The 22,241-nt window shown below is 55.7% G+C and carries 21 protein-coding genes, 1 tRNA gene and 2 rRNA genes; 12 read left to right on the top strand and 12 right to left on the bottom strand.

Going from position 1 to position 22,241, the window contains the following annotated elements:
* Positions 1-38: 38 nt before the first annotated feature.
* The 3 genes from minE to minC all read right to left on the bottom strand — a co-directional run bounded on the left by minE (position 39) and on the right by minC (position 2,009).
* The gene (gene minE / locus LMS44_RS02085) at positions 39-290 is read right to left on the bottom strand and encodes a cell division topological specificity factor MinE (protein ID WP_007111776.1); all 252 of its coding nucleotides are present in this window, start codon (positions 288-290) and stop codon (positions 39-41) included.
* Entirely contained in the window at positions 287-1,105 is an 819-nt protein-coding gene (minD, locus tag LMS44_RS02080) for a septum site-determining protein MinD (RefSeq protein WP_027957730.1), read from the bottom strand. Before minD ends, minE begins: the two co-directional genes overlap by 4 nt.
* A gap of 157 nt (positions 1,106-1,262) precedes the next feature.
* The gene (minC, locus tag LMS44_RS02075; protein ID WP_278370508.1) at positions 1,263-2,009 is read right to left on the bottom strand and encodes a septum site-determining protein MinC; all 747 of its coding nucleotides are present in this window, start codon (positions 2,007-2,009) and stop codon (positions 1,263-1,265) included.
* Positions 2,010-2,236: 227 nt separating this feature from the next.
* Here minC and LMS44_RS02070 point away from each other — a divergent pair, with 227 nt between their 5' ends.
* On the top strand, positions 2,237-5,053 hold the full coding sequence (locus LMS44_RS02070) for a DUF349 domain-containing protein (protein WP_278370507.1): 2,817 nt from the start codon (positions 2,237-2,239) through the stop codon (positions 5,051-5,053).
* Positions 5,054-5,115: 62 nt separating this feature from the next.
* Here LMS44_RS02070 and phbB read toward each other — a convergent pair whose 3' ends face one another.
* Entirely contained in the window at positions 5,116-5,862 is a 747-nt protein-coding gene (gene phbB, locus LMS44_RS02065) for an acetoacetyl-CoA reductase (protein WP_190374059.1), read from the bottom strand.
* Between the two features lie 271 nt (positions 5,863-6,133).
* On the opposite strand from phbB, the gene LMS44_RS02060 reads away from it, so the two are divergent.
* A tRNA-Met gene (locus LMS44_RS02060) sits at positions 6,134-6,210 on the top strand.
* A 218-nt stretch (positions 6,211-6,428) separates the two neighbouring features.
* Here the strand turns inward: LMS44_RS02060 and LMS44_RS02055 are convergent.
* Positions 6,429-7,367, bottom strand: a complete 939-nt coding sequence (locus LMS44_RS02055) for a LysR family transcriptional regulator (RefSeq protein WP_009288551.1) — start codon at positions 7,365-7,367, stop codon at positions 6,429-6,431.
* 140 nt (positions 7,368-7,507) lie between these two features.
* Between LMS44_RS02055 and LMS44_RS02050 the strand changes: the two genes are divergently transcribed.
* Both LMS44_RS02050 and LMS44_RS02045 read left to right on the top strand, forming a co-directional pair.
* On the top strand, positions 7,508-8,566 hold the full coding sequence (locus tag LMS44_RS02050) for an SDR family oxidoreductase (protein ID WP_278370506.1): 1,059 nt from the start codon (positions 7,508-7,510) through the stop codon (positions 8,564-8,566).
* 207 nt (positions 8,567-8,773) lie between these two features.
* Positions 8,774-9,718 carry a co-chaperone YbbN gene (locus tag LMS44_RS02045; RefSeq protein WP_278370505.1) on the top strand — a complete coding sequence of 315 codons (945 nt, stop codon included), beginning with the start codon at positions 8,774-8,776 and terminating at the stop codon, positions 9,716-9,718.
* A gap of 161 nt (positions 9,719-9,879) precedes the next feature.
* Here the strand turns inward: LMS44_RS02045 and LMS44_RS02040 are convergent, their stop codons facing one another.
* Positions 9,880-11,046, bottom strand: a complete 1,167-nt coding sequence (locus LMS44_RS02040; protein WP_278370504.1) for a MalY/PatB family protein — start codon at positions 11,044-11,046, stop codon at positions 9,880-9,882.
* A 37-nt stretch (positions 11,047-11,083) separates the two neighbouring features.
* Here LMS44_RS02040 and LMS44_RS02035 point away from each other — a divergent pair, with 37 nt between their 5' ends.
* The 6 genes from LMS44_RS02035 to LMS44_RS02010 all read left to right on the top strand — a co-directional run bounded on the left by LMS44_RS02035 (position 11,084) and on the right by LMS44_RS02010 (position 14,380).
* Positions 11,084-11,515, top strand: coding sequence for a hypothetical protein (locus LMS44_RS02035; RefSeq protein WP_278370503.1), 432 nt, complete (start codon positions 11,084-11,086; stop codon positions 11,513-11,515).
* 52 nt (positions 11,516-11,567) lie between these two features.
* A complete protein-coding gene (locus tag LMS44_RS02030) occupies positions 11,568-12,374 on the top strand; it encodes a hypothetical protein (protein WP_009288548.1) in 807 nt (268 codons plus the stop codon).
* Between the two features lie 86 nt (positions 12,375-12,460).
* Positions 12,461-12,868, top strand: a complete 408-nt coding sequence (locus LMS44_RS02025) for an acyl-CoA thioesterase (protein ID WP_027957662.1) — start codon at positions 12,461-12,463, stop codon at positions 12,866-12,868.
* 41 nt (positions 12,869-12,909) lie between these two features.
* On the top strand, positions 12,910-13,212 hold the full coding sequence (locus LMS44_RS02020) for a hypothetical protein (RefSeq protein WP_007111787.1): 303 nt from the start codon (positions 12,910-12,912) through the stop codon (positions 13,210-13,212).
* Between the two features lie 12 nt (positions 13,213-13,224).
* Positions 13,225-13,746: a DUF501 domain-containing protein gene (locus LMS44_RS02015; RefSeq protein WP_009288547.1), complete on the top strand. Its 522-nt coding sequence runs from the start codon at positions 13,225-13,227 to the stop codon at positions 13,744-13,746.
* Positions 13,747-13,837: 91 nt separating this feature from the next.
* Positions 13,838-14,380: an LOG family protein gene (locus tag LMS44_RS02010; protein WP_009288546.1), complete on the top strand. Its 543-nt coding sequence runs from the start codon at positions 13,838-13,840 to the stop codon at positions 14,378-14,380.
* A gap of 20 nt (positions 14,381-14,400) precedes the next feature.
* Here the strand turns inward: LMS44_RS02010 and LMS44_RS02005 are convergent, their stop codons facing one another.
* Complete coding sequence (locus LMS44_RS02005; RefSeq protein WP_027957659.1) at positions 14,401-14,913, bottom strand: hypothetical protein; 513 nt, start codon at positions 14,911-14,913, stop codon at positions 14,401-14,403.
* A gap of 34 nt (positions 14,914-14,947) precedes the next feature.
* The gene (locus tag LMS44_RS02000; protein WP_009288545.1) at positions 14,948-15,442 is read right to left on the bottom strand and encodes a tetratricopeptide repeat protein; all 495 of its coding nucleotides are present in this window, start codon (positions 15,440-15,442) and stop codon (positions 14,948-14,950) included.
* A gap of 249 nt (positions 15,443-15,691) precedes the next feature.
* Between LMS44_RS02000 and LMS44_RS01995 the strand changes: the two genes are divergently transcribed.
* Entirely contained in the window at positions 15,692-16,723 is a 1,032-nt protein-coding gene (locus LMS44_RS01995) for an NADP(H)-dependent aldo-keto reductase (RefSeq protein WP_022520370.1), read from the top strand.
* A 133-nt stretch (positions 16,724-16,856) separates the two neighbouring features.
* Complete coding sequence (gene yaaA, locus LMS44_RS01990) at positions 16,857-17,636, top strand: peroxide stress protein YaaA (protein ID WP_022520371.1); 780 nt, start codon at positions 16,857-16,859, stop codon at positions 17,634-17,636.
* A gap of 10 nt (positions 17,637-17,646) precedes the next feature.
* Here the strand turns inward: yaaA and LMS44_RS01985 are convergent, their stop codons facing one another.
* From LMS44_RS01985 to LMS44_RS01970, 4 genes are all read right to left on the bottom strand, one after another.
* A complete protein-coding gene (locus LMS44_RS01985) occupies positions 17,647-18,222 on the bottom strand; it encodes an isochorismatase family protein (protein WP_022520372.1) in 576 nt (191 codons plus the stop codon).
* A 114-nt stretch (positions 18,223-18,336) separates the two neighbouring features.
* Positions 18,337-18,525: a hypothetical protein gene (locus LMS44_RS01980; RefSeq protein ID WP_022520373.1), complete on the bottom strand. Its 189-nt coding sequence runs from the start codon at positions 18,523-18,525 to the stop codon at positions 18,337-18,339.
* 378 nt (positions 18,526-18,903) lie between these two features.
* A 5S ribosomal RNA gene (gene rrf, locus LMS44_RS01975) occupies positions 18,904-19,019 on the bottom strand.
* A 136-nt stretch (positions 19,020-19,155) separates the two neighbouring features.
* Positions 19,156-22,045 (bottom strand): 23S ribosomal RNA (locus tag LMS44_RS01970).
* Positions 22,046-22,241 lie beyond the last annotated feature (196 nt).

Raw genomic sequence — 22,241 nt, 5'->3', positions numbered from 1 at the left:
ACCCGCCCCCCCTTTCGCCGCGTCTTCAGCGCTTAGGGTTAGCTTTTGGGGAGCGTAACGTTTAGTTCAAGCACTGAGCAGTTGTCTTCGCTGTCCAAGGAAATTTGAATGGCGTCGTCATCCACATGGACGTAGCGACGGATCACCTCAAGCAACTCGCGCTCAAGCATCGGCATATAGTCGGGCTGCCCGCGCTGGCTACGCTGATGCGCCACAATAATTTGCAAACGTTCTTTGGCTACCGAGGCGGATTTTCTGCGCTCACGCTTCAAGAACTCAAGCAGTTTCATCGACGACCTCCCCCGAACATACGGCTGAGCAGGCCTTTGCGTTGCATTTCATGAAAACGCAGCGGCATGTCTTCGCCGAGCAGGCGCGATACCGTATCGCTGTACGCTTGGCCCGCATCGCTGGAGATATCGTGGGTGACGGGCACGCCCTGATTAGAGGCACGCAGCACGGCCTCAGACTCAGGAATCAAGCCGAGCAGGTTAATCGCCAAAATTTCGCGGATATCGTCGAGCGTCAGCATATCGCCTGAGGTCACACGCTCGGGATTATAGCGGGTCACCAACAGGTGCTCTTTGATAGGGTCTTCGCCCTGTTCGGCACGTCGGGTTTTAGAGGCCAGCAGCCCCAAAATACGGTCAGAGTCGCGCACTGACGACACTTCCGGGTTGGTGACCACAATCGCCTCGTCGGCAAAGTACATGGCCAACTGTGCACCACGTTCAATACCGGCAGGTGAATCGCAAAGAATGAAATCGAAATCTTCTTTCAATTTCTCCAGAATCTCCGCGACCCCCTCTTGGGTCAAGGCGTCTTTATCACGGGTTTGAGAAGCTGGCAAAATAAACAGATTCTCGACGCGTTTATCACGAATCAGCGCCTGGTTAAGCCCCGCTTCGCCTTGAATCACGTTGACTAAGTCATACACCACGCGTCGTTCGCAGCCCATGATCAGGTCGAGATTCCGCAGGCCCACATCAAAATCAATTACGACTGTTTTTTTACCGCGCAGCGCAAGCCCCGTAGAGATTGCCGCCGCGCTGGTGGTTTTACCGACCCCTCCTTTACCAGAGGTCACTACAATTATCTTGGCCAAGAGTCACTTCCTTCTTGAAGTCGTTCGTCGCGAGCGCGAGACAGCTGGCGCTCTGCGCATAACGGGAACGTCAATGTCATCAACATGCCATACTGTAACGGATAGCGTCTTCGGCGTCGCTAGGCATGAAGCACCAACGCAGCCTCATACAAATACCTTAGCTCAGTGGCTTAATTTCAAGCTGTTCTTTTGTAAAGTGAACTTCCGCGGGTCGCCCCAGAAGCTGTGCATCAATATCTTCAGAGCGTTTGTAATTGCCTGCCACTGAAAGCAGTTCAGCCTCCAATTCGCGGCAGTAAATACCCGCTTGGGTATTGCCATGAATACCCGCCAACGCACGGCCACGCAGCGCGCCATAAACATGAATACTGCCAGCGGCCAGCACTTCTGCACCGGCATTCACCGCCCCAATCACCACTAAATCTCCATCAGAGGCGCTTACTTGCTGCCCCGACCGCACGGTACCGCGATAAAGCCGCGTAGCGAGCGTTGGCGCTTCCGCCTCACTCAGTTCCTCCTCACGGGCAACTTCTTGTACCGGCGAGCTGTTCACACTTTCAAGCACCCGGGCACGGCCCTCTGCCACCGGCGGAAACCACCCTAACCCCAGCGCCCAGGACGATTGGCGAACCGGCTCGGTGCCACCGCGTACGGCCACCGGCAACAGCTTGTGGTCACGGCACACGGCACAAATGCGTTCAAGGGCTAAGTGGGGTTCATCGAGTTTTTCCACGCTGAGCACAACCGGTGTATGCTGAAAGAAAGCGGGAGACTGGGAGAATTTGCCAGCCAACTGCTGTCGGATTTGCTCCGGATCAGCACTACTTAGCTCCATGACGGTCATCGGCAACATGCCCCCTTTGAAGGCAAAGGCCACTACGGCACTATCCACGTTAAGGCTCATGGCCGAACTCCCCGTCATGTTCAGATAAGATATAAGGTAGCGTACTATCACGCATTTCGTCGTCTAGAAACACTGTAGTCTAAAAACAGTGTGGTCTAGAAGCAGTGTGGCCTAGAAAATAGACGTTTATCACACCATAGTAAGGCCAAGCTAAGCGACAGCGCCGGTGACTGCAACCACTGAGCCGCTTTTTTCATGCTACGCATTTCATACTAGCAGGATGATTCATGCACGGACTGTTAAGACGACTGTTCGCACCTCGGTGGCAGCACCCTGACCCCGAGGTGCGCCGTCAGGCCCTCCAGCGATTGAACCCTGAGCAAGCAGAGCAGCGCCAAGCGCTGCAGTCGCTCACTCAAGATAGCGACAGCCAGATTCGCCTAGCCGCGCTGCTAGCCCTGGATGACTGCGCAGGTCTGGTCGACGCTTACTCGCACCACCAGCAGGATGAGGCCTGGTTTAATGCCGTTTGCCAACGTCTCAGCGGGCGTGAAGGCCATACCGACTTGCACCAACGCCAATCCTTGGTGGAACAGATCGAAGAGCCGCGGATACTGAGCGCGGTTGCCCTGCAGGGTGACAATCTTAATCTACGCTTGACCGCACTGAGCAAACTGGGCGATGAGAATGATCTGATTCAGCAAGCTTGCCACAACGGCGTGGCTGCCGTTCGCCACCAGGCTGCCGAACGCATTGAGGGCGAAGAGGGACTAAAACGGTTGTTAAAAGAGGCCCGCCGCGACCGTCAGGTGGTGCGTTTGGCACGGGAACGCCTCAACCGCTTGCGTAGCGACGCCCAGTGGCTGGAAGCAGAAGCGCAGCAACGCGAAACGCTCCTGAATCAATTAGAGCAGCACGCCCGTGCGCCTTGGGAACCCCTCTATGGCGGCCGCTTTCGCCATCTTGAACGGCAGTGGGAACAGTTGAACCAGCCGCCAAGCGTGGAGCAAGAGCAGCGCTTTCATCAAGCGGTGCTCAATTGCCGCAAGACGCTTCACGACCACGAAACCCAGGAGCAGGCGCGCCAGCAGAGCGACGAGCGCCGTGAAGAAGCCGAAAACACCCGCGAACAGCTGCTTGAAGGCATCGAAGAAACCCTTGATGGCCTGCGCCACGCCTCAGCCATGACCGTGCAGGATATCGACAGCCTGCGCGCCCAGCGCCAACTATTAGGCCAACGCTGGCAGGCGCTTTCTGATATCCATCCGCCCAGTGAGACCATGCGCCAGCGCTACACGTTGGCGATTCATCACTACGACCAGTGCTTAGAGGCATGGCAGCGCTGGTGCGCGGCAAGCGCCCCCATCGAAACCGCATTGGCCAACGGCGACCACGCTACCCTCGCCACGCTGATGAGCGAATGTCAATGGCCGGATGCCTTAACGCCGCCCGCGCTGCTCGGCCGTGCCCAAGCGGCTCTCAACGCGGAAAATACCGCCCCCTCGCAGCCGATAGAAGACAACGCCACACTAAAAGCACATGGCGCAGAACTCGACACCTTTGAGCACTTGTTAGAGCGCGGCGCCTTTAAAAGTGCCAGCCGTCTGCATCAGCGGCTAAAGCCGCGCATTGAAGCGCTGGAAAGCCCAGCCGCTCAACCGCTCAAAACGCGCTTAAAGCACTTAGCCGCCCGGCTCGCGGAATTACGCGATTGGCGGGGGTTTGTCGCCGGGCCAAAGCGCGAGCAGCTATGTGACAGCATCGAAACCCTCGCGAATGACCGCCATATGGCGGAAGAAGCACTTGACCGCCACCATCGCCAACTGGTCAAAGAGTGGAAATCACTGGGAGATGCGGCGGCTAACCGCGAGCAGTCTGCTCGTTTTCGCAGCGCCTCGGATCGCATCCACGAACGTCTCGCCCCTTGGCGAGACCAGCTCAGCAAAGAGCGTGAGGTAAACCTTCAAGCCCGCGAAGCGCTGTGCGATCAGCTGGAAAACCTGCTGGCTCAGCCCGCCGAAGACGCCGACCCCGATGTGCTACGGCAAATCCGCGACAAAGCTCGCCACCAGTGGCGGCACTACAGCCCCGTTCCCCGTGAACGCTCCGAGGCCGTTGGGCGGCGCTTTGGTGTCATTCGCCATCAGCTACAGGCGTTGATCGATCAGCGCGCTGAAACTATCGCCGCGCAAAAACGGGATCTGATCAGCCAGGTGAGCGCGCTGCGCAGCGATGAAAGCCAACCTCTTGCACAGCGCATTCATTTGACCAAACAACTGCAGCAGCAGTGGCGGGCCCTGGGCCGGGCACCCAAAGGCGAAGAGCAAACGCTGTGGAAAACCTTTCGCCACGAATGTGATCAACTCTTTGCCCAGCGCGATGCGCATAAAAATGAGCAGGCGGCTCGCCAGCAACAGCAGCTTGATGAGATGCAAGCCCTCATCGACGAAATGGATAGCTGGCAGCCGATTGAGGCGAGTGAGTCGGCCACGCTGGAGCGCTTTATCGAACAAGCCAATCAGCTTGAGCCGTTGCCACGCAATCGGCGCAGCGAAGGCATGCAGCGGCGGATGAGTGGCATCGTGCGTGCGCGCCGAGAACGCTTAAACCGTCTGGCGGTTGCCGATACAGTTCAACAGTGGCATGCGATCATGCCATTAGTGAGCGCTCACTTGGCTGCCGACCAGCGCTACCTCAGCGAGGGAACCCCAAGCGATGTGGACGCTCAAGCGGTTCTCGGCACTTCACTGCCTACCGCCTTTAATGAGGCGCATAACGCACGCAATCAACAGCGCCATAGCGTAGCGGTACCGCTATCAGACGCTGATCACACTCGCATCGCCGACTCCCTCGCCAGACTGAGAGTGCACCTCTCGATGCTGGCCGTGGGTAGCGTGCGGCAGAGCGATGAGCCGCTGCGCTTGGCGATTCAGGTAGAGCGTTTGAATGAAGGCTTCAATCAAGAGCGCAGCCGTGATCAAGAAGTGGTCGACATCCTGGTCGCGCTATTGGCGCTAGGGCCAATGCCAGCCACGCTATGGGACACTGAAGTAGAAGAGCTGGATAACCTGCTTAGCCGACTAGCGCGAGTCCCGCTACCTTAAGCGTTAGCAAGAAAACGGGAGGCTTATAGCCTCCCGTTTGCGCTCTCCTCTTGGGCTAATCACTAGCCCATAAACTGACCACCGTTGATATCGATGTTCGCACCGGTGATAAACCCTGACTCCTTATCGGCTAAGAAGGTAACCAGTCGACCAATCTCCTCTGGCGTGCCATAGCGCTTCACCGGGATTGTTTCCCGGATTGCTTCGCGCACTTTTTCTGGAATATTCATGATCATATCAGTGGCGATATAGCCAGGCGATACGGTATTGACGGTAATCCCTTTGGTCGCTGTTTCCTGTGCCAGCGACATGGTCAAGCCATGCATACCGGCTTTCGCCGCCGCGTAGTTGACTTGGCCAAACTGACCTTTACGGCCGTTGATGGATGAAATATTAATAATTCGACCATAGCCATTCTCAAGCATCATCTCAATGACACTTCGGCAGGTGTTAAAAACGCTGTTGAGGTTGGTATCAATCACTTCGTACCACTGCTCGTAAGACATTTTTTTCATGGTGCCATCACGGGTGATCCCCGCACAGTTCACCAGCACACTAATCGGGCCATACTGGTCGTGGATTTGACGGGCTCCTTCCAGGCAGGCGTTGTGGTCAGAAAGGTCGACACCCGACAATTCGATATTGCGATAACCGTCGGCGTGCTGCGTTTCTAGCCAGGTCTTGGCCTTGTCGGGGTTGCGATAACCCGCCACGACCAGATATCCCGTATCTGCCAACGAACGACAAATTGCCGTACCGATACCACCAGTTCCACCAGTTACCCAGGCGACGGGGGCTTGATTGGCCATTGACTACCTCCCTGAAATGACAAATGGCTTGGATCTCAAAGCACGCACATCGCGCCGCAAGCCATTGTGAATAAGCGCGACTGCGCCTGTATTACCCTAGTGCATAATTTTCTTGAACAATGCACCAACGTAAGCTTTTTGTTATGGCTATATAAAGCATAGCTGCACTTACCCCATGTTGCCGCAGGTCATAATCAACGGCTATAAGCCAAACGTGTTAATCACTCTATTGACTTCACCTAAAACTTCTGTAGAATACGCCACACGTTGATGCGGGGTGGAGCAGTCTGGTAGCTCGTCGGGCTCATAACCCGAAGGTCATCGGTTCAAATCCGGTCCCCGCTACCAATATTTTTAAAGGCAGATCAGTTACTTACTGGTCTTCCTTTTTTTATTGCCTAGAGTTCGGAGAGAGTAGTCAGAAAAGCTCTCGGGTTCAGCGTCTCATCCCCCCCTGAAGGCCATCGGTTCGCTTTTATTCTAAAGCCAAAGCCAGCGAATCTCGCTATCCAATACAACAGAGAAAGCCGTTATCGAAAGGCAGCGGCTTTTTTGTGCCTGAACCCTTACACCGCCAGCTGCTCACGCCAGCGATCCCATTCTGGTGTAGATCCAACCATCTCAAACAGATGATCCAAAAAAGCGCTTACCTTGCGGGTGTGCAGCCGACGCTGGGCGTAGAGCACGTGGATATCGCGCCTGCCTGGCACGACTTCACATCGCCACGCTTCGAGCAGAGGCAGCAGTTTGCCCGAGGCCAGCTCATCAGCGATCAGCCAGGTGGGAAACATCACCAGTCCCTGCCCCATTAGCGCGGCACGCACCAGGCTCTCGGCATCGTTGCTATACAGGCTGCCGTCGACTTTGTAAGCAAAGGCTTGCGGCTGCTCGGCATGATGGAAGTACCAGCGCTGACGACCCATTTCACCTTGGTAGAGCAGGCAGTCGTGGTGTTCAAGGTCATCTGGGGTATTGGGCCTACCGCAGCGCTGTATATAGGTGGGGGCAGCAACCACAACGTAGTTCATTGACGCTAGGCGGCGTGCCACCAGCGTTGAATCGGCCAATTCGCCGACACGAAAGGTAATATCGATGCCCTCGCGCACCGGGTCGGTCAGTTGATCGGTTAACATCAGTTCGGCTTTGATCGCCGGGTAGCGGCGTTGAAAGTGATGCAGAATCGGCACGATTTGGCGCTGGCCGAAAGCCACGGGAGCATTGAGGCGCAGCACGCCGCTAGGCGCTGTATTGGGGGCCGTTAGCGCTTCCGTCGCCAGGTCGAGTCGTTCAAGTATCTCGCGAACTTCCTGATAGTAGCGCAAACCTGCCTCGGTCAGCGTCACGGCGCGGGTGTGGCGATAGAACAGTTGCTGACCAAGCGCCTCCTCTAAAGAGGCAATCTGACGCGAAACCGACGACACGGCGCGATGAAAGTGGCGTGCGGTGGCGGTAAAGCTTCCTGTCGCGGCCACGCGCTCAAAAATACGTAGCGCATTGAGATCCATCGACTTGCTCCTGATGCAATAAAGATTTGCGATTTTTCCAATTGTAGCAATGATCATCAAAGACCAAACTGCTTTTCATCGGGCACGAGCACAACGTTTTTCGCCCGTTCCGAATCTCTTGTTTGCATAAGGAATTAACGATGCGTAAAGGCACAGCACTTGTAGTAGGCGCTACCGGCATCACCGGCGGCAATCTGGCCAGCTATCTCACCGCTAGCGGATGGACCGTTTACGGTTTATCACGTCGCCCCTCTCAACAAGAGGGTGTCATTCCCGTCACCGCCGATCTGCTTGATCGCGAAGCGACGGCTAAGGCGCTCGCGGGCTTACCCATTACGAACGTTTTCTACTGCACTTGGGTACGCCGTGACAACGAGAAGGCCAATGTTGAGGCCAACGGCGCAATGATGCACAACTTGCTCGACGCTCTGCAGGGCGCAAGCGTGGCGCATGTCTCGTTGGTCACCGGCACCAAGCAGTACCTAGGTGCTTTCGAGAACTACGGTAGCGGCAAGACCGAGACGCCGTTTCGTGAATCAGCACCCCGAGTACCGGGTGAGAACTTCTACTACACCCTCGAAGACATCATGTTCGCAGCGGCGGAGCACGACGGCTTTAGCTGGAACGTGCACCGTCCGCACACCGTGATCGGCTATGCCCGCGGTAACGCCATGAACATGGGCGTGACGCTGGCGGTTTACGCCTCTATCTGCAAAGCAACGGGCAAGCCGTTCACATTCCCTGGCTCGCAGGTGCAGTGGAACGCCTTGACCGATCTAACCGATTCGCTGGTGTTGGCGCGGCAGATGGAGTGGGCGGCGACCACGCCCGGTGCCCACAATGAGGCCTTTAACACGGTCAATGGCGATGTGTTCCGCTGGCGTCGACTGTGGCATGAAATTGGCGAATTCTTCGAGCTTGAAGTAGCCGACTGCCCGGAAACGCCACAGCCGCTCGAAACCCAGATGGCCGACATTGCGCCTACCTGGGCCGAGATTGCCGAAAACAACGAGCTAGTCGAAGCCGATGTCAGCAAGTTAGCCTCCTGGTGGCACACCGATGCCGACCTGGGGCGCGAGCTTGAGTGCGTCAACGATGTCACCAAGTCGCGAGATTTCGGCTTTGATCACTTCCGTGAAACACGCGCGGCGTTGTTCGATCTGTTTACCCGCCTACGCGCGGAGCGCATCATTCCTTAAGTAATTTCAGAAGCAATTTCAGAAACAATGCCAAAAATAGTAGCTCATCCAGGGCGCCTAACCGCGCCCTGTTTCTGCTTTATCAGGTTCATGTAGCTTGATACCCACTAGCAGTGAGTTTTATTTCCCTCCTCTTCCTTGAATCCACCGGCAAATGCCTGCATATCATGGGGAACTATTGTTCATTTTTTGATGCCGAGTCTACCCATGCAAATTATCGATCCCCGCTCAGGTAAGCCGCTTACGGCGGATACCGGAAGTGCTGACGCTACCGCGCCTAACGCTGAACAAGCGGCGGTGCGCCCTGAAGATGTCATTATCGAGCTCAATGCTGGCAATATTCAGCAGGTGCTTGAAGCGTCCATGCAGGTGCCGGTGCTAATGGGCTGCTACTCGCCGTCCAACGCAAGCAGCAGCACCCTGCTCGCGGTGCTGGAGAAGCTGGTGGTTGAGTACGCGGGCGCTTTCCTGCTCGGCAAGCTCGATATTGAAGCAAACCCCGAAATCGGCGGCCAACTGGGCGTGCGTTCTGTGCCCGATGTGAAGCTGATTAGCCAGGGCGGCTTGGTGGATGGTTTCCAGGGCGCTCTGCCGGAGAAAGAAGTGCGCGAGTGGCTCAATCGCTACTTCCCAGCCCCCGGCGAAGCGCCGCCTACCCCTGAAGAGCAGGCGGAAGAAGCGCTTAAAGCCGGTGACACCGCCGCTGCCCGCGAGATTTATCAAACCCTAATGGGCCAGTACCCAGAGCACTATGCCTACCAGGTAGCCTTCGCACGGGTATTGGTGGCCGAAGGGCGCGGCAGTGAGGCCCGTGAAGTACTCGATAACCTGCCCCCGGAAGAGCGCGACGCGGCACCTGCGCGTGGCGTACGCGCCAGCGTCGAGTTTAGCGAGCAGGCACTCTCAGCCGAAGAGATTGCTGCCCTGGGCGATCGTACCGATAGCGAAGCGCAGTACCAGCGCGCCCTGCGCCAAGTGGCCGACGGTCATTATGATGAAGGGCTGGAGGCGCTGCTGGCACTGATGAAGCAGGATCGCGCCTATAATGATGACGCCGCGCGTAAAACGCTACTGCAGGTATTCGACGCCCTGGGCGCCGACCACCCGCTGACCGTTGCTTACCGCCGTAAGCTTTTTGCGATGCTGTACTAAGGAGCCTCTGATTAACGTAATGAGCGCAGGCCAGACAAGGCAAAAATCAACGAAAAAGCGGAGTTTACGTGGGTGTAAATGAGCATTTTGAGGCGATTTTTAACGCCGTATGGGCAAGCGCAATAGTTAATCAGAGGTTTCCTAAGGTCTTCTGAAGACTTTCAATCCCCCTTCAGCAGGGAATCCATACGAGACAGCGCCGCTTCCAGCTGGGAAGCGGTGGTACCAAAGTTAAGCCGCACAAAGCCGGGGCAGCCAAAGGCCGCCCCGTCCGAAAGCGCTACTCCCGCCTCTTTCAGCAACGTCTTGTAGGGCGCCTCACCTAACCCTGCCTCGCGCATATCCAGCCAAGCCAGATAGGTCGACTCCGGCGCACTCCAGCGCACGCCCGGCCAAGCCGCTACGCGTGCCTGCAGCGTCCCACGATGCTCACGTAACACGCTTAACAGCTCCTGGCGCCACGGCTCGCCATGTCGATACGCTGCTTCCGCCGCGACCAAGCCGAGCACGTTGCCATCGGGAAGTAACCCCTTGGTAGCCGCCGCAAAGCGCTCACGCAGTGCGGGGTCGGGAATCACCGCGCAGGCGCTGGTTAAGCCCGCTAGGTTAAAGGTTTTCGACGGTGCCCATAGCGTAATGGTGCGCTTCGCTAATTCAGGAAATGCCGCGGCTAACGGGCGGTGCTGGGCGCCTTCGTCCAATAACAGGTCGCAGTGCAGCTCATCGGAGACCACCCAAAGGTCGTGGCGCTCCACTAGCTCAGCCAGCGCTGCAAGCTCCTCATGGCGCCACACTCGCCCCGTAGGGTTGTGGGGCTGGCACCACAGCAGCAAGCGCGTACGTGGCGTAATAGCGGCCTCCAAGGCATCAATATCGAGCTGCCAAGGCTCATTGGGTGCTGAAGGCGCTGCCAGCATCGCCTGCTGGGGTAGTCGCCCGGTGCGCTTTGCAACCTCTAAAAATGGCGGGTAGATCGGCGCTACCGTCAAGACACCGTCGCCTGGCTCGGTCAGCGTTAACGCGGCCAGGTGCAAAGCTGGCACGACGCCCGGCAGCCACTGCTGCCACTCCGGCTGAATGGGCCAGTCATAGTGGTGGGCGCTCCACTGGCACAGGGTTTCTGTTAACGTAGCAGGCACTTCGCCATAGCCATATACACCGTGGGCCACGCGCGCCTGCAGTGCATCAATCACCTCAGGCGGGGAGCGAAAATCCATATCGGCGACCCAAAGGGGCAGTACGTCGTCGCCGTAGCGGTGCCATTTTTGCGATGCCCAGCCACCTTCTGGGTGGCGTCGCTCCACAGGCGTGGCAAAATCGTAGGCCATGAAAAATCTCACTCATTCAATAGGGGTTGTGCCAAGCATGCCGCAAGATGACTTTTATACCAAGATGCGGGCGGGGCTATCGGCGCTGTTGCGGCAATGGCGCTCGCTTGGGCAAGCGAATACGGATCAGCTAGCGCTCATTTTGGCTGAAACAGCACGGGTAGCTAAATTAGGTACACCCGACGCCACGCCCAGCGGCGCCACCCTGGAGCAGTGGAGCCAGGATGAGCTAGGTGAAATGCCGCTATGGGCGCCGCGCACTGCGGTCTTTCTGCTCTATCAAATGCCCGCTCGCCCGACCCCCGATAGCGACGCCGAAGCCTGCGCCTGGGCTTACTGCTGGCTGCGCAACCGTTCGTTTGATTCACTCCAAGCGGCGCAGGAGGCGCTCCCCGCGCACTTGAAAGCGCCCCTAAAAGATGCCCTTGAGGCCGCATGGCGCGACCAGCAAGGCCTGCGCTTGGTTTAATTAAAAGCGCGCGCTGACAGCACCCAAACAAAAACAGCAAGGATGACGCCGCATGATTGAAGTCCCTCTCACTTGGCAGCTAGCGAAATTAGGGCTCTCGATCAGCATGGTGCTGGGGCTAGGCGCGATTGCTGTGCGTGCTAGCCCGCGCATGGCGGGCCTGCTGGCGGGCTATCCGTTAGGCACGGCCTTGGCGCTATTTTTTATCGGCTTGGAAATTTCCCCTCAGTTTGCGACCCAAAGTGCGGTGCATACCCTGGCGGGCTTTACGGCCACAATGGCGCTAGGGGCCGGTTATTGGATGGCAGGACGACAGCCGGGCGTTAAAGGTGTCATTGGCGGCGTGGCGGGCGGCTTGGTTGCCTGGCTCGCCGTTAGCACGCTGCTCGCTCAGTTTAACTTCACGCGTTTGAGCGGCACGCTGGTGACGCTATGCGCCATTGCTCTGTTCAGCGGCTTATTTCGCAGCATTACTGATGTCAGGATACCCGCCAGCAGAACGTTTTCGTTACCGGCGCTTGCCGCCCGCGCGGCACTTGCCACGGTGATCATATTTACCATTACCAGCCTGGCCCACTGGCTGCCGCCCGCCTGGGCGGGAACGTTGGCCGCCTTTCCCGTCACGATGCTGCCTTTTTTGCTGATCCTACACCTGAACCATGGGGCAGCGCCGGTGGCGACGGTGATCAAGCACTACCCGATGGGACTTGGCTCGCTACTGAGTTACACGCTATGTGTTTCCTATACTTACAGCACACTAGGGTTGCTATGGGGCACATTGGTCGGCTTCGCTGCTGCCACGCTATGGCTGTTGGGGTGGATGCAACTCATTGCGTGGTATCAACGCCGCACCGCTTGACCAAGCGCTTGCTTGGGTTAATCCTAAACGTTGCCGTTGCGATTACCCTTACTAATAACCTGTTTTTTTAATAACAAGGACAAGCCATGTTTACCCGTACCATTGAGCCCGCCTTTTACGATACTGACGCCTTAGGGCACATTAACAACACCCGCCTGCCAGCGTGGTTTGAGCTTGCCCGAAATGACTTGTTCAAACTCTTTACCCCTGATTTAAACCCCAAGCAGTGGCGCTTGATTATGGCGCGCATGGAAGTCGACTACCGGGCTGAACTGTTTTACGGTCACGATATCGAAATACGTACTTACTTAACGCGATTAGGCAATAGCTCGTTTACAGTCACCCAAGAGGCGCGGCAGCACGGCAAGCTCACTAACCTGGGCCATACGGTTATGGTGCAGTATGACCACCAGGCCAAGTGCGCCATGCCTATTGAGGGTGACCTGCGCGAGGCGCTAATGTCGCACCTTCAAGACGCGCCTGAGCCCGCCTGATCGACGCTGCCCTGCACTACCGGGGCAACAGGAGCCTTATAATGGCAATCCGCTACAACCTCTGGATAGACCCTGACAACGTCGCCCAGCATCGCGCCGTGGAGGCAGACCTTGAGCGCTATTTTATTGAGCGCTTTGCCGACTATCCGCATATCCGCTTGTTTGGTGCCGATCCCTACGATTATGATGCCCCCTTCAATCGCCTTTATGACGTGCTAATGGCACGAGCCGCTGAATACTGTGAGCGGACGTGGTGCTATGTCGCGTCGCCTGAACAGCTCAATCGCTGCTTTTTCCGTGCCGTTGGCCGCTCGACTAAATTTGTTCAAGACGACCGTTCGTGAGAGACCAACCCAATGGTGATACGCACCAACCAAGCGCCTGACGAACGTCAGCTCGCCATTATTGCCCAGCAGCTTGGCCGCGCACCGCGTGGTATCGAAGCGGTAGCCGCCACCGACGGTGAAGGTACACCGCTAGTACTGCGTATGGCGCCGATTGTCGATGGTAAACCCTTCCCCACCCTGTATTGGCTCTGTTCCGATGTTCTGAAAGTTGAGATTTCCCGCATCGAAGCCGTTGGGGTTATCAAAGCGCTCGAACAACGCCTACAGGAAGAGCCTGAATTTCTTGAGGCTTACCAACAGAGCCATCGCGACTATGTGACCGCTCGCTGGGACTATATGAGTAATGCTCAGCGTGAAGAAGTCGCTAAGCTGGGTTACACCAACGTGATGACCGAACGCGGCATTGGCGGCATTAGCAACTGGCATCAGATACGCTGCCTGCACACCCAGTACGCCCACCACCTGTGCGGTGATAATGTGATTGGGCAGTGGATGGATGAGCATCATCAGGTAGACCGCTGTTTACCCTAAGCCCCTTTTAACCTAAGCCTCGTAGTAATCTCGTTTTCTTTTTGGCTACGGTTTTAGTCACGTTCATTTTTTAACGACAGGAAATAAACGAATGGCTCGAATTTGCGTTTATCTTGGCTCCCGTGAAGGTAACAGCCCTGCCTTCCGCCAGGCCACCAATCAACTGGGGCGCACCCTCGCTGAACGCGGCCACACGTTGGTTTATGGTGGGGCACGCGTTGGCCTGATGGGCGAGCTGGCTAACGCAGCACTTGAGGCCGGTGGTGAAGTCATTGGTGTGATGCCCGACCACCTGGTGGAGCGCGAACAGGCCCACTTTGGCTTGAGCGAGCTGATTCGGGTGCGCAACATGCACGAACGCAAAGCCACCATGGCGGCCAACGCCGATGCTTTTATTGCCTTACCCGGCGGGATTGGCACCTTGGAAGAGCTGTTTGAAATATGGACGTGGGGCTATCTAGGACTGCATGAAAAACCGATGGGGTTGCTGAACATCGACGAGTTCTATTCGCCGCTGCTGACCTTTTTAGACAGCACGGTTAGTCATGGCTTTTTGGCGTCTCCCACCCGCGAAATGCTGCTCGATGCACCGTCCCCCAATGAGTTGCTTGAGGCGCTGGAGGCCCAGCTATAAAACTGGTGAGGGAAGAGTTACTAACGTCCCGGGTGCTCGGTGAGCTTGCGGGTATGCTGATAGGTAAGCTGCAGTAAACGGGCATCTTCACCTGCCCGGTGGCGGTGAATACCCTGTTCGGCGATCAGCGCTTCTTTGGTGTCGCTCCACACTGCCTGCTGCTCTTCGCTAAGCAGAATTCTTAGCGCCTCAAGGCGAAAACGCGGCAGCATACCCGCATGATGGAAGAGCAGCGACAGCCAGGTATTGTCGTACCCCCAACTATCGCTGTACGCCTTACCCAGCTCGCGTAGTTCATCGTTCAGCCAGTGGGCGACCTGGCGTACCGGGTAGCCCTCCTGAATAAGGCGATCACGGGAGATGCCATGCAGCAGTTCAGCCTTGGGATCCCAGTGCGTCCACTCTTCCAGCGGTTGAATGAGAAAAGCACAGCAGCTTCCATCGGCACGGGCGATGCCTACTTCAATGGGGTAGCTGCCGCGCCCAAATCCGGACGCTTCAATATCTAGCACTGTGGGTAGCGTCTCGGACACAACCTTCCTCACTCAATCAAAACGCGGTAACGCTTCATGCGGCGGCCACGCTATTTAGTGCCAGCTGATCCGCCTGTCGCTGCCAGTAAGCCGCACGCTCACCATCTACCGCCAAGCCTAATTCACCCAGGCGATAAGCGCGAGCAAGCCGCTCTGCGGCGAGATAGTGCCCAGACTGGGCGGCGCGTGCGTACCAGGTCACCGCGTAATCTTCACGGCGCGGGTACTGGGCACAGCCATGTTCGTGGATTTGTGCCACCTGGTACTGTGACTTTACATCCCCGGCATGCGCAGCTTCCAGAACGTACCGCGCTCCGCGCGCTTTGTCCTGGGGCGTCTGACTGCGATGAAACAGCATATGGCCGTATACGGAGAGCGCGTCTGGGTGACCCGCTTCCGCACAGCGCTTAAACAAGCGCATCGTTAAACGCTGGGTGCGCGGTGAACGCGGCAACAGCCAGTGATTATGAAACAGCCGTTCAGCTAGGCGAAATTCTAGCCGAGTAAACAACGTTGATGCCTGCAGCATGGCAAACCACCCTGCCTGTCGTCTGTTGGAACCTTGGGCTAGCAGTCACAAAAATAACTGCCAACCACACGAGAAACCGGCCTTTAGCCGGTCGATGGGCTGGCAAGCATACGCCTGCCTTTGCGACGACTCAACCCCATTAATTTGCTGCTTGCAATGAGCCTCGCTAACATGCCATTCGTACGCCGTTTACCAGCCTGGTAATGGTGGCTTATCTTGTGGCAATTCCGCCTTAGTAAGGAGATAAAAATGCAAACGCGCCCACTTGGCAGAACCGGCATGGAGGTAAGTCGACTCTGTTTAGGCACGATGACGTTTGGCGAGCAAAACAGCGAAGCTGAAGCCCACGAGCAGCTTGATAGAGCCGTGGCGTTTGGCATCAATTTTATTGATACCGCAGAAATGTACCCCGTTCCGCCCATGGCCCAGACCCAGGGCTTAACTGAGCGCTATATTGGCAGTTGGCTTAAGCAGCGTGGCGCCAGGGACGATCTGATCATAGCCACCAAGGCCGCAGGCCCAGGGCTTGACCATATACGGGGTGGCCCGCGTTTAACCCGTGAGCATATTCATCAGGCCATCGATACAAGCCTGGAGCGCTTGAACACCGATTACGTTGACCTTTACCAACTGCACTGGCCCGACCGTCAAACCAATTTCTTTGGCAAGCTAGGCTACGTTCATAGCGAAGACGAAGATGCGACGCCGCTAGAAGAGACGCTTGATGCGCTGAAAGAGCTGGTTGATGCAGGCAAAGTACGGGCTATTGGGCTCTCTAATGACACGCCCTGGGGCGTGATGCGCTCACTGCAGCTTGCCGATAAGCTAGATTTACCGCGTGTGGCGTCTATTCAAAACCCCTACAACCTTCTAAATCGCTCTTTTGAAGTTGGTTTGGCTGAAATTGCCCACCGTGAAGATGTCGGTCTACTTGCTTATTCACCGCTAGGGTTTGGGGTACTCTCAGGTAAATACCTGAATGGCGCGCAACCACCCAAAGGTCGTTTGACGCTGTATGAGCGCTTCAAGCGTTACACCTCGCCCGAAGCCGAGGCGGCCACCCAGGCTTACGTTGCGCTTGCTGAAAAGCACGAGCTAGACCCTGCGCAAATGGCGCTGGCGTTTGTTAACTCTCGCAGCTTCTTGACCAGCAATATCATTGGTGCGACCACCATGGAGCAGTTGGAAAGCAATCTTGCCAGCGAGAGCCTCAAGCTGGACAACGAAGTGCTAGAGGCAATCGAAGATATTCACCGCCGTATGCCCAATCCCTGTCCTTAAAACAAACAGCCCTTAAAAACAGCCGACTCTCATAAGGCTATCACCGCTATAGCCTCGGCCTTTGCCGAGGCTTGGTATACTGAGCCCACTTATATCAGGCTTTTATTTATCAGGGCACGACCAGGAGCATGCGATGCTGAGCGTTATCTCTCCCGCCAAAACGCTGGACTTTGAAACCCCACCGACCACAGAGCAAGTGTCACAACCCGACTTTCTGAAACACAGCCAAGCGCTTATCACTATTTTGCGTGATTACTCGCCGCAGCAAATCAGCGAACTCATGGGTATCAGCGATAAATTGGCGGGCCTGAATGCGGCGCGTTTTGAGGAGTGGCACCCTCCTTTCACTCTGAGCAATGCCAAACCTGCTGCACAGGCTTTTCAGGGCGACGTTTATACCGGCCTGCAAGCAGAAAACTTCAGCGAAGCGGAGAACCGTTACGCACAGTCGCATCTGCGCATACTTTCTGGCCTATATGGCCTGCTGCGGCCGCTGGATTTGATTCAGGCCTACCGCCTGGAAATGGGCACCAAGCTGCCTAACAGTGCCGGTAAGGATCTGTATGCCTATTGGAAGCCCATCCTGGCACCTGCACTTAATGAAGCCATTGCAGAAAGCGGCTCCAACGTGCTGGTTAATCTCGCCTCGAATGAGTACTTCAAAGCGGTAGATACCAAGCAGCTTAATGCCCGGATCATTACGCCGGTGTTTAAAGATGAGAAAAACGGCACCTTTAAAATCATCAGCTTCTACGCCAAAAAAGCGCGTGGACTGATGAGCGCTTGGCTTATCCAGGAACAGGTCAACGATCCAGATGAACTCAAGGCGTTCGATGTGGCAGGTTATCGTTTCGATGCATCGGCATCCCAGGGGGATACCTTCGTTTTCACTCGTAAAGAAGCCGATCGCTAAAGCGAATGGCCTAATAGAAACGTACGGGGCGTGACGCGCGCGGCTTTAAAAAGCGCTGGTGCGCCTCTTTGAACAGCGCTGTATCGCAGCGGTGAAGCCACTCATAAGCCACCATATCTGCCGTCACCGCCACAGCACCGCTCGCGCAGGCGCGCTCACGGGCAAACGCAGCCTCTTGCGGGCGTCGACTGGCAGAGGCGTCGCTCAGCCAGTACAACTCGTAACCTGCCTCTAATAGCCCTAAACCCGTTTGCAGCACGCAGATGTGCGCTTCTGTTCCACACAGTACAATCTGTGTTTTACCCGTTGCGTTTAGCGCTTCACGAAATTCAGTTTCCGCCATGGCCCCAAAATGCTGTTTCTGCCAGAGCCGATAGTCATTCAGGCAGGCGAGCAGTGATGCCGAGGATCCTCCCAGTTTTTCTGGAGACTGCTCGGTTAACCATACAGGCACCTCAAGCAAGCACGCCATTTCGCCTAGCCAAGCCGCTTCATTCATGGCTTCTTGACCACCATCGATTACAGGCAGCAGACCCGCCTGGAAATCGACCATTAACAACAGGCTTTTATCGCGTTGTAGTAGCACGTTGCCACCTCATTTTTATCGTTATTCAGGCTAACCATAATAGACGCGATACAAACAATAAAGCAGCCGCTTTTCAGCGACTGCTTCGGTTAACTCATCAAACAAATGCTCGGCCTAGTTCTCGGCCGCTTCTTCCATATCTTCGCCGAGCTCTTCCATGCTCTCCCCGGCATCTTCTGCGGCGTCATCAATGCTTTCACCCGCTTCTTCAGCAGGCCCTTGATCATCACAAGCGATCAGTCCGCCTGCCATCAAAGCCATAAATAGAGCGATTGCTAACTTCTTGGCTACTTGCGTCGTCATACCGTTTCTCCTCCTGAGATTTTACTTCTGGGTACGTGCAACATAATACTAGATGCTGCGTGGCAACAATACCATGTTAAATGCACAAGCTATTGTTATATCTGGAATAAAATGCCTGGAAATCGCGCTGAGGTGTGAGGTGTGAGGTGTGAGGTGTGAGGTGTGAGGTGTGAGGTGTGAGGTGTGAGGTGTGAGGTGTGAGGTGTGAGGTGTGAGGTGTGAGGTGTGAGGTGTGAGGTGTGAGCAGGGTATTCGTTAGATACCCCTACACCAACGTTTTCTACTCACTATTCCCCTCACTCCTCACTATTTACCCCTCACGCCCATGCAAAAAAAATCCCCCAAGGCATCAGCCCTGGGGGATTTTTCATAATAAGTGCCTGACGATGACCTACTCTCGCATGGGGAGACCCCACACTACCATCGGCGCTAAGCGGTTTCACTTCTGAGTTCGGCAAGGGATCAGGTGGTTCACGCGTGCTATGGTCGTCAGGCGTAACTGTTAATGTACATCATGCTGTTTGTGATCGTCTCAATGCCTGCCGCCCTGACATTCTGTTGCCTGGGCCACACGCTGCGTATCCGGTTTTCATTGACGTCATCATTACGACCAGACCCCTTGGGTGTTATAGGGTCAAGCCTCACGGGCCATTAGTACACGTTAGCTCAACGCCTTGCAGCGCTTCCACACCGTGCCTATCAACCAGCTGGTCTCGCTGGGCCCTTCAGGAGGCTCTAGGCCTCAGGGATGTCTCATCTTGAAGGGGGCTTCCCGCTTAGATGCTTTCAGCGGTTATCCCGTCCGACCATAGCTACCCGGCAATGCCACTGGCGTGACAACCGGAACACCAGAGGGTCGTCCACTCCGGTCCTCTCGTACTAGGAGCAGCCCTTCTCAAACATCCAACGCCCACGGCAGATAGGGACCGAACTGTCTCACGACGTTCTAAACCCAGCTCGCGTACCACTTTAAATGGCGAACAGCCATACCCTTGGGACCGACTTCAGCCCCAGGATGTGATGAGCCGACATCGAGGTGCCAAACACCGCCGTCGATGTGAACTCTTGGGCGGTATCAGCCTGTTATCCCCGGAGTACCTTTTATCCGTTGAGCGATGGCCCTTCCATACAGAACCACCGGATCACTAGAACCTGCTTTCGCACCTGCTCGACGTGTCTGTCTCGCAGTCAAGCACCCTTATGCTCTTGCACTCAATGCACGATGTCCGACCGTGCTGAGGGTACCTTCGTGCTCCTCCGTTACTCTTTAGGAGGAGACCGCCCCAGTCAAACTACCCACCACACACTGTCCTCGATCCGGATAACGGACCTGAGTGAGAACGCCAATGATGCCAGGCTGGTATTTCAAGGTTGGCTCCCTCCGAACTGGCGTCCAGAGTTCTAAGCCTCCCAGCTATCCTACACAGGCAACATCAGCGTCCAGTGTGAAGCTATAGTAAAGGTTCACGGGGTCTTTCCGTCTAGCCGCGGGTACACCGCATCTTCACGGCGATTTCAATTTCACTGAGTCTCGGGTGGAGACAGCGTGGCCATCATTACGCCATTCGTGCAGGTCGGAACTTACCCGACAAGGAATTTCGCTACCTTAGGACCGTTATAGTTACGGCCGCCGTTTACCGGGGCTTCAATCAAGAGCTTCGCCTTGCGGCTAACACCATCATTTAACCTTCCGGCACCGGGCAGGCGTCACACCCTATACGTCCGCTTGCGCGTTAGCAGAGTGCTGTGTTTTTAATAAACAGTTGCAGCCACCTGGTATCTTCGACCGGTTCGGGCTAGGAGAGCAAGTCTCTTCACCCTATGCCGGCGTGCCTTCTCCCGAAGTTACGGCACCATTTTGCCTAGTTCCTTCACCCGAGTTCTCTCAAGCGCCTTGGGATTCTCACCCTGACCACCTGTGTCGGTTTGGGGTACGGTCGCACATGATCTGAAGCTTAGAGGCTTTTCCTGGAAGCGTGGCATCAGTGACTTCCTGACCGTGGTCAGTTCGTCTCGTGTCTCGGCTTTAAGACCCCGGATTTACCTAAGGTCTCGGCCTACTCACTTTCACCAGGACTACCAACGCCTGGCTCACCTAGCCTTCTTCGTCCCCCCATCGCAACCATGTCCGGTACGGGAATATTGACCCGTTTCCCATCGACTACGCCTTTCGGCCTCGCCTTAGGGGCCGACTCACTCTGCTCCGATTAGCGTCGAACAGAAACCCTTGGTCTTCCGGCGAGGGCGTTTTTCACGCCCTTTATCGTTACTCATGTCAGCATTCGCACTCGTGATACCTCCAGCGAACTTCTCAATTCACCTTCATTGGCTTACACGACGCTCCTCTACCGCTCATCCTAATGGATGAACCCGTAGCTTCGGTACCTGGTTTAGCCCCGTTACATCTTCCGCGCAGGCCGACTCGACTAGTGAGCTATTACGCTTTCTTTAAAGGATGGCTGCTTCTAAGCCAACCTCCTAGCTGTCTGAGCCTTCCCACATCGTTTCCCACTTAACCAGGATTTCGGGACCTTAGCTGACGGTCTGGGTTGTTTCCCTTTTCACGACGGACGTTAGCACCCGCCGTGTGTCTCCCACGCGCTACTCACCGGTATTCGGAGTTTGCCTCGGGTTGGTAAGTCGGGATGACCCCCTAGCCGAAACAGTGCTCTACCCCCGGCGGTACTACGTGAGGCGCTACCTAAATAGCTTTCGAGGAGAACCAGCTATCTCCGAGCTTGATTAGCCTTTCACTCCGATCCACAAGTCATCCAAATCTTTTTCAACAGATCCTGGTTCGGGCCTCCAATTGATGTTACTCAATCTTCACCCTGCTCATGGATAGATCGCTCGGTTTCGGGTCTATATCCAGCGACTGTGTCGCCCAGTTAAGACTCGGTTTCCCTACGGCTCCCCTATACGGTTAACCTCGCCACTGAATATAAGTCGCTGACCCATTATACAAAAGGTACGCCGTCACCCAACAAGTGGGCTCCGACTGCTTGTACGCACACGGTTTCAGGATCTATTTCACTCCCCTCTCCGGGGTTCTTTTCGCCTTTCCCTCACGGTACTGGTTCACTATCGGTCAGCCAGGAGTATTTAGCCTTGGAGGATGGTCCCCCCGTCTTCAGTCAAGGTTTCTCGTGCCCCGACCTACTCGATTTCACATGATCAGATTTTCGACTACGGGGCTATCACCCGCTACGGCCACGCTTCCCAGCGTGTTCGCCTAATCAGTCTCATGCTTAAGGGCTGGTCCCCGTTCGCTCGCCGCTACTAGGGGAATCTCGGTTGATTTCTTTTCCTCAGGGTACTTAGATGTTTCAGTTCCCCTGGTTCGCCTCGTACACCTATGTATTCAGTGCACGATACTCATCTTGTGATGAGTGGGTTTCCCCATTCAGAAATGCCCGGGTCACAGGTTGTTGCCACCTCACCGAGCCTTATCGCAGGCTACCACGTCTTTCATCGCCTCTGGCTGCCTAGGCATCCACCGTGTGCGCTTCATTGCTTGACCCTATAACCCGAAGGAGTCTGGCATCTCGCAATGATCACGTTTCATTTTGCCGGATACGCTTGAGACGTATCACAATTTAAGACCACTTCTTACGAAGTGTTCTTGTCAGCATGATATACATTGTTAAAGAGCGACTGCTATAAGCAGTGATAAGCGTTCTTTCATATTAAAAAAGAAAAAGACCTTTAAGACCTTA

Origin of the sequence: Halomonas profundus (assembly GCF_020865425.1) — a bacterium.
GTDB lineage: Bacteria > Pseudomonadota > Gammaproteobacteria > Pseudomonadales > Halomonadaceae > Vreelandella > Vreelandella titanicae.
The sequence above is the reverse complement of the archived record's forward strand: the minus strand, read 5'-3'. Positions and strand labels throughout refer to the sequence as shown.

Bases quoted from the DNA above. Each gene is read 5' to 3' on its own strand.
- minE (WP_007111776.1), bottom strand. From the start codon at position 290: ATGAAACTGCTTGAGTTCTTGAAGCGTGAGCGCAGAAAATCCGCCTCG.
- minC (WP_278370508.1), bottom strand. From the start codon at position 2,009: ATGAGCCTTAACGTGGATAGTGCCGTAGTGGCCTTTGCCTTCAAAGGG.
- LMS44_RS02070 (WP_278370507.1), top strand. From the start codon at position 2,237: ATGCACGGACTGTTAAGACGACTGTTCGCACCTCGGTGGCAGCACCCT.
- phbB (WP_190374059.1), bottom strand. From the start codon at position 5,862: ATGGCCAATCAAGCCCCCGTCGCCTGGGTAACTGGTGGAACTGGTGGT.
- LMS44_RS02055 (WP_009288551.1), bottom strand. From the start codon at position 7,367: ATGGATCTCAATGCGCTACGTATTTTTGAGCGCGTGGCCGCGACAGGA.
- LMS44_RS02050 (WP_278370506.1), top strand. From the start codon at position 7,508: ATGCGTAAAGGCACAGCACTTGTAGTAGGCGCTACCGGCATCACCGGC.
- LMS44_RS02045 (WP_278370505.1), top strand. From the start codon at position 8,774: ATGCAAATTATCGATCCCCGCTCAGGTAAGCCGCTTACGGCGGATACC.
- LMS44_RS02040 (WP_278370504.1), bottom strand. From the start codon at position 11,046: ATGGCCTACGATTTTGCCACGCCTGTGGAGCGACGCCACCCAGAAGGT.
- LMS44_RS02035 (WP_278370503.1), top strand. From the start codon at position 11,084: ATGCCGCAAGATGACTTTTATACCAAGATGCGGGCGGGGCTATCGGCG.
- LMS44_RS02030 (WP_009288548.1), top strand. From the start codon at position 11,568: ATGATTGAAGTCCCTCTCACTTGGCAGCTAGCGAAATTAGGGCTCTCG.
- LMS44_RS02025 (WP_027957662.1), top strand. From the start codon at position 12,461: ATGTTTACCCGTACCATTGAGCCCGCCTTTTACGATACTGACGCCTTA.
- LMS44_RS02020 (WP_007111787.1), top strand. From the start codon at position 12,910: ATGGCAATCCGCTACAACCTCTGGATAGACCCTGACAACGTCGCCCAG.
- LMS44_RS02015 (WP_009288547.1), top strand. From the start codon at position 13,225: ATGGTGATACGCACCAACCAAGCGCCTGACGAACGTCAGCTCGCCATT.
- LMS44_RS02010 (WP_009288546.1), top strand. From the start codon at position 13,838: ATGGCTCGAATTTGCGTTTATCTTGGCTCCCGTGAAGGTAACAGCCCT.
- LMS44_RS02000 (WP_009288545.1), bottom strand. From the start codon at position 15,442: ATGCTGCAGGCATCAACGTTGTTTACTCGGCTAGAATTTCGCCTAGCT.
- LMS44_RS01995 (WP_022520370.1), top strand. From the start codon at position 15,692: ATGCAAACGCGCCCACTTGGCAGAACCGGCATGGAGGTAAGTCGACTC.
- yaaA (WP_022520371.1), top strand. From the start codon at position 16,857: ATGCTGAGCGTTATCTCTCCCGCCAAAACGCTGGACTTTGAAACCCCA.
- LMS44_RS01980 (WP_022520373.1), bottom strand. From the start codon at position 18,525: ATGACGACGCAAGTAGCCAAGAAGTTAGCAATCGCTCTATTTATGGCT.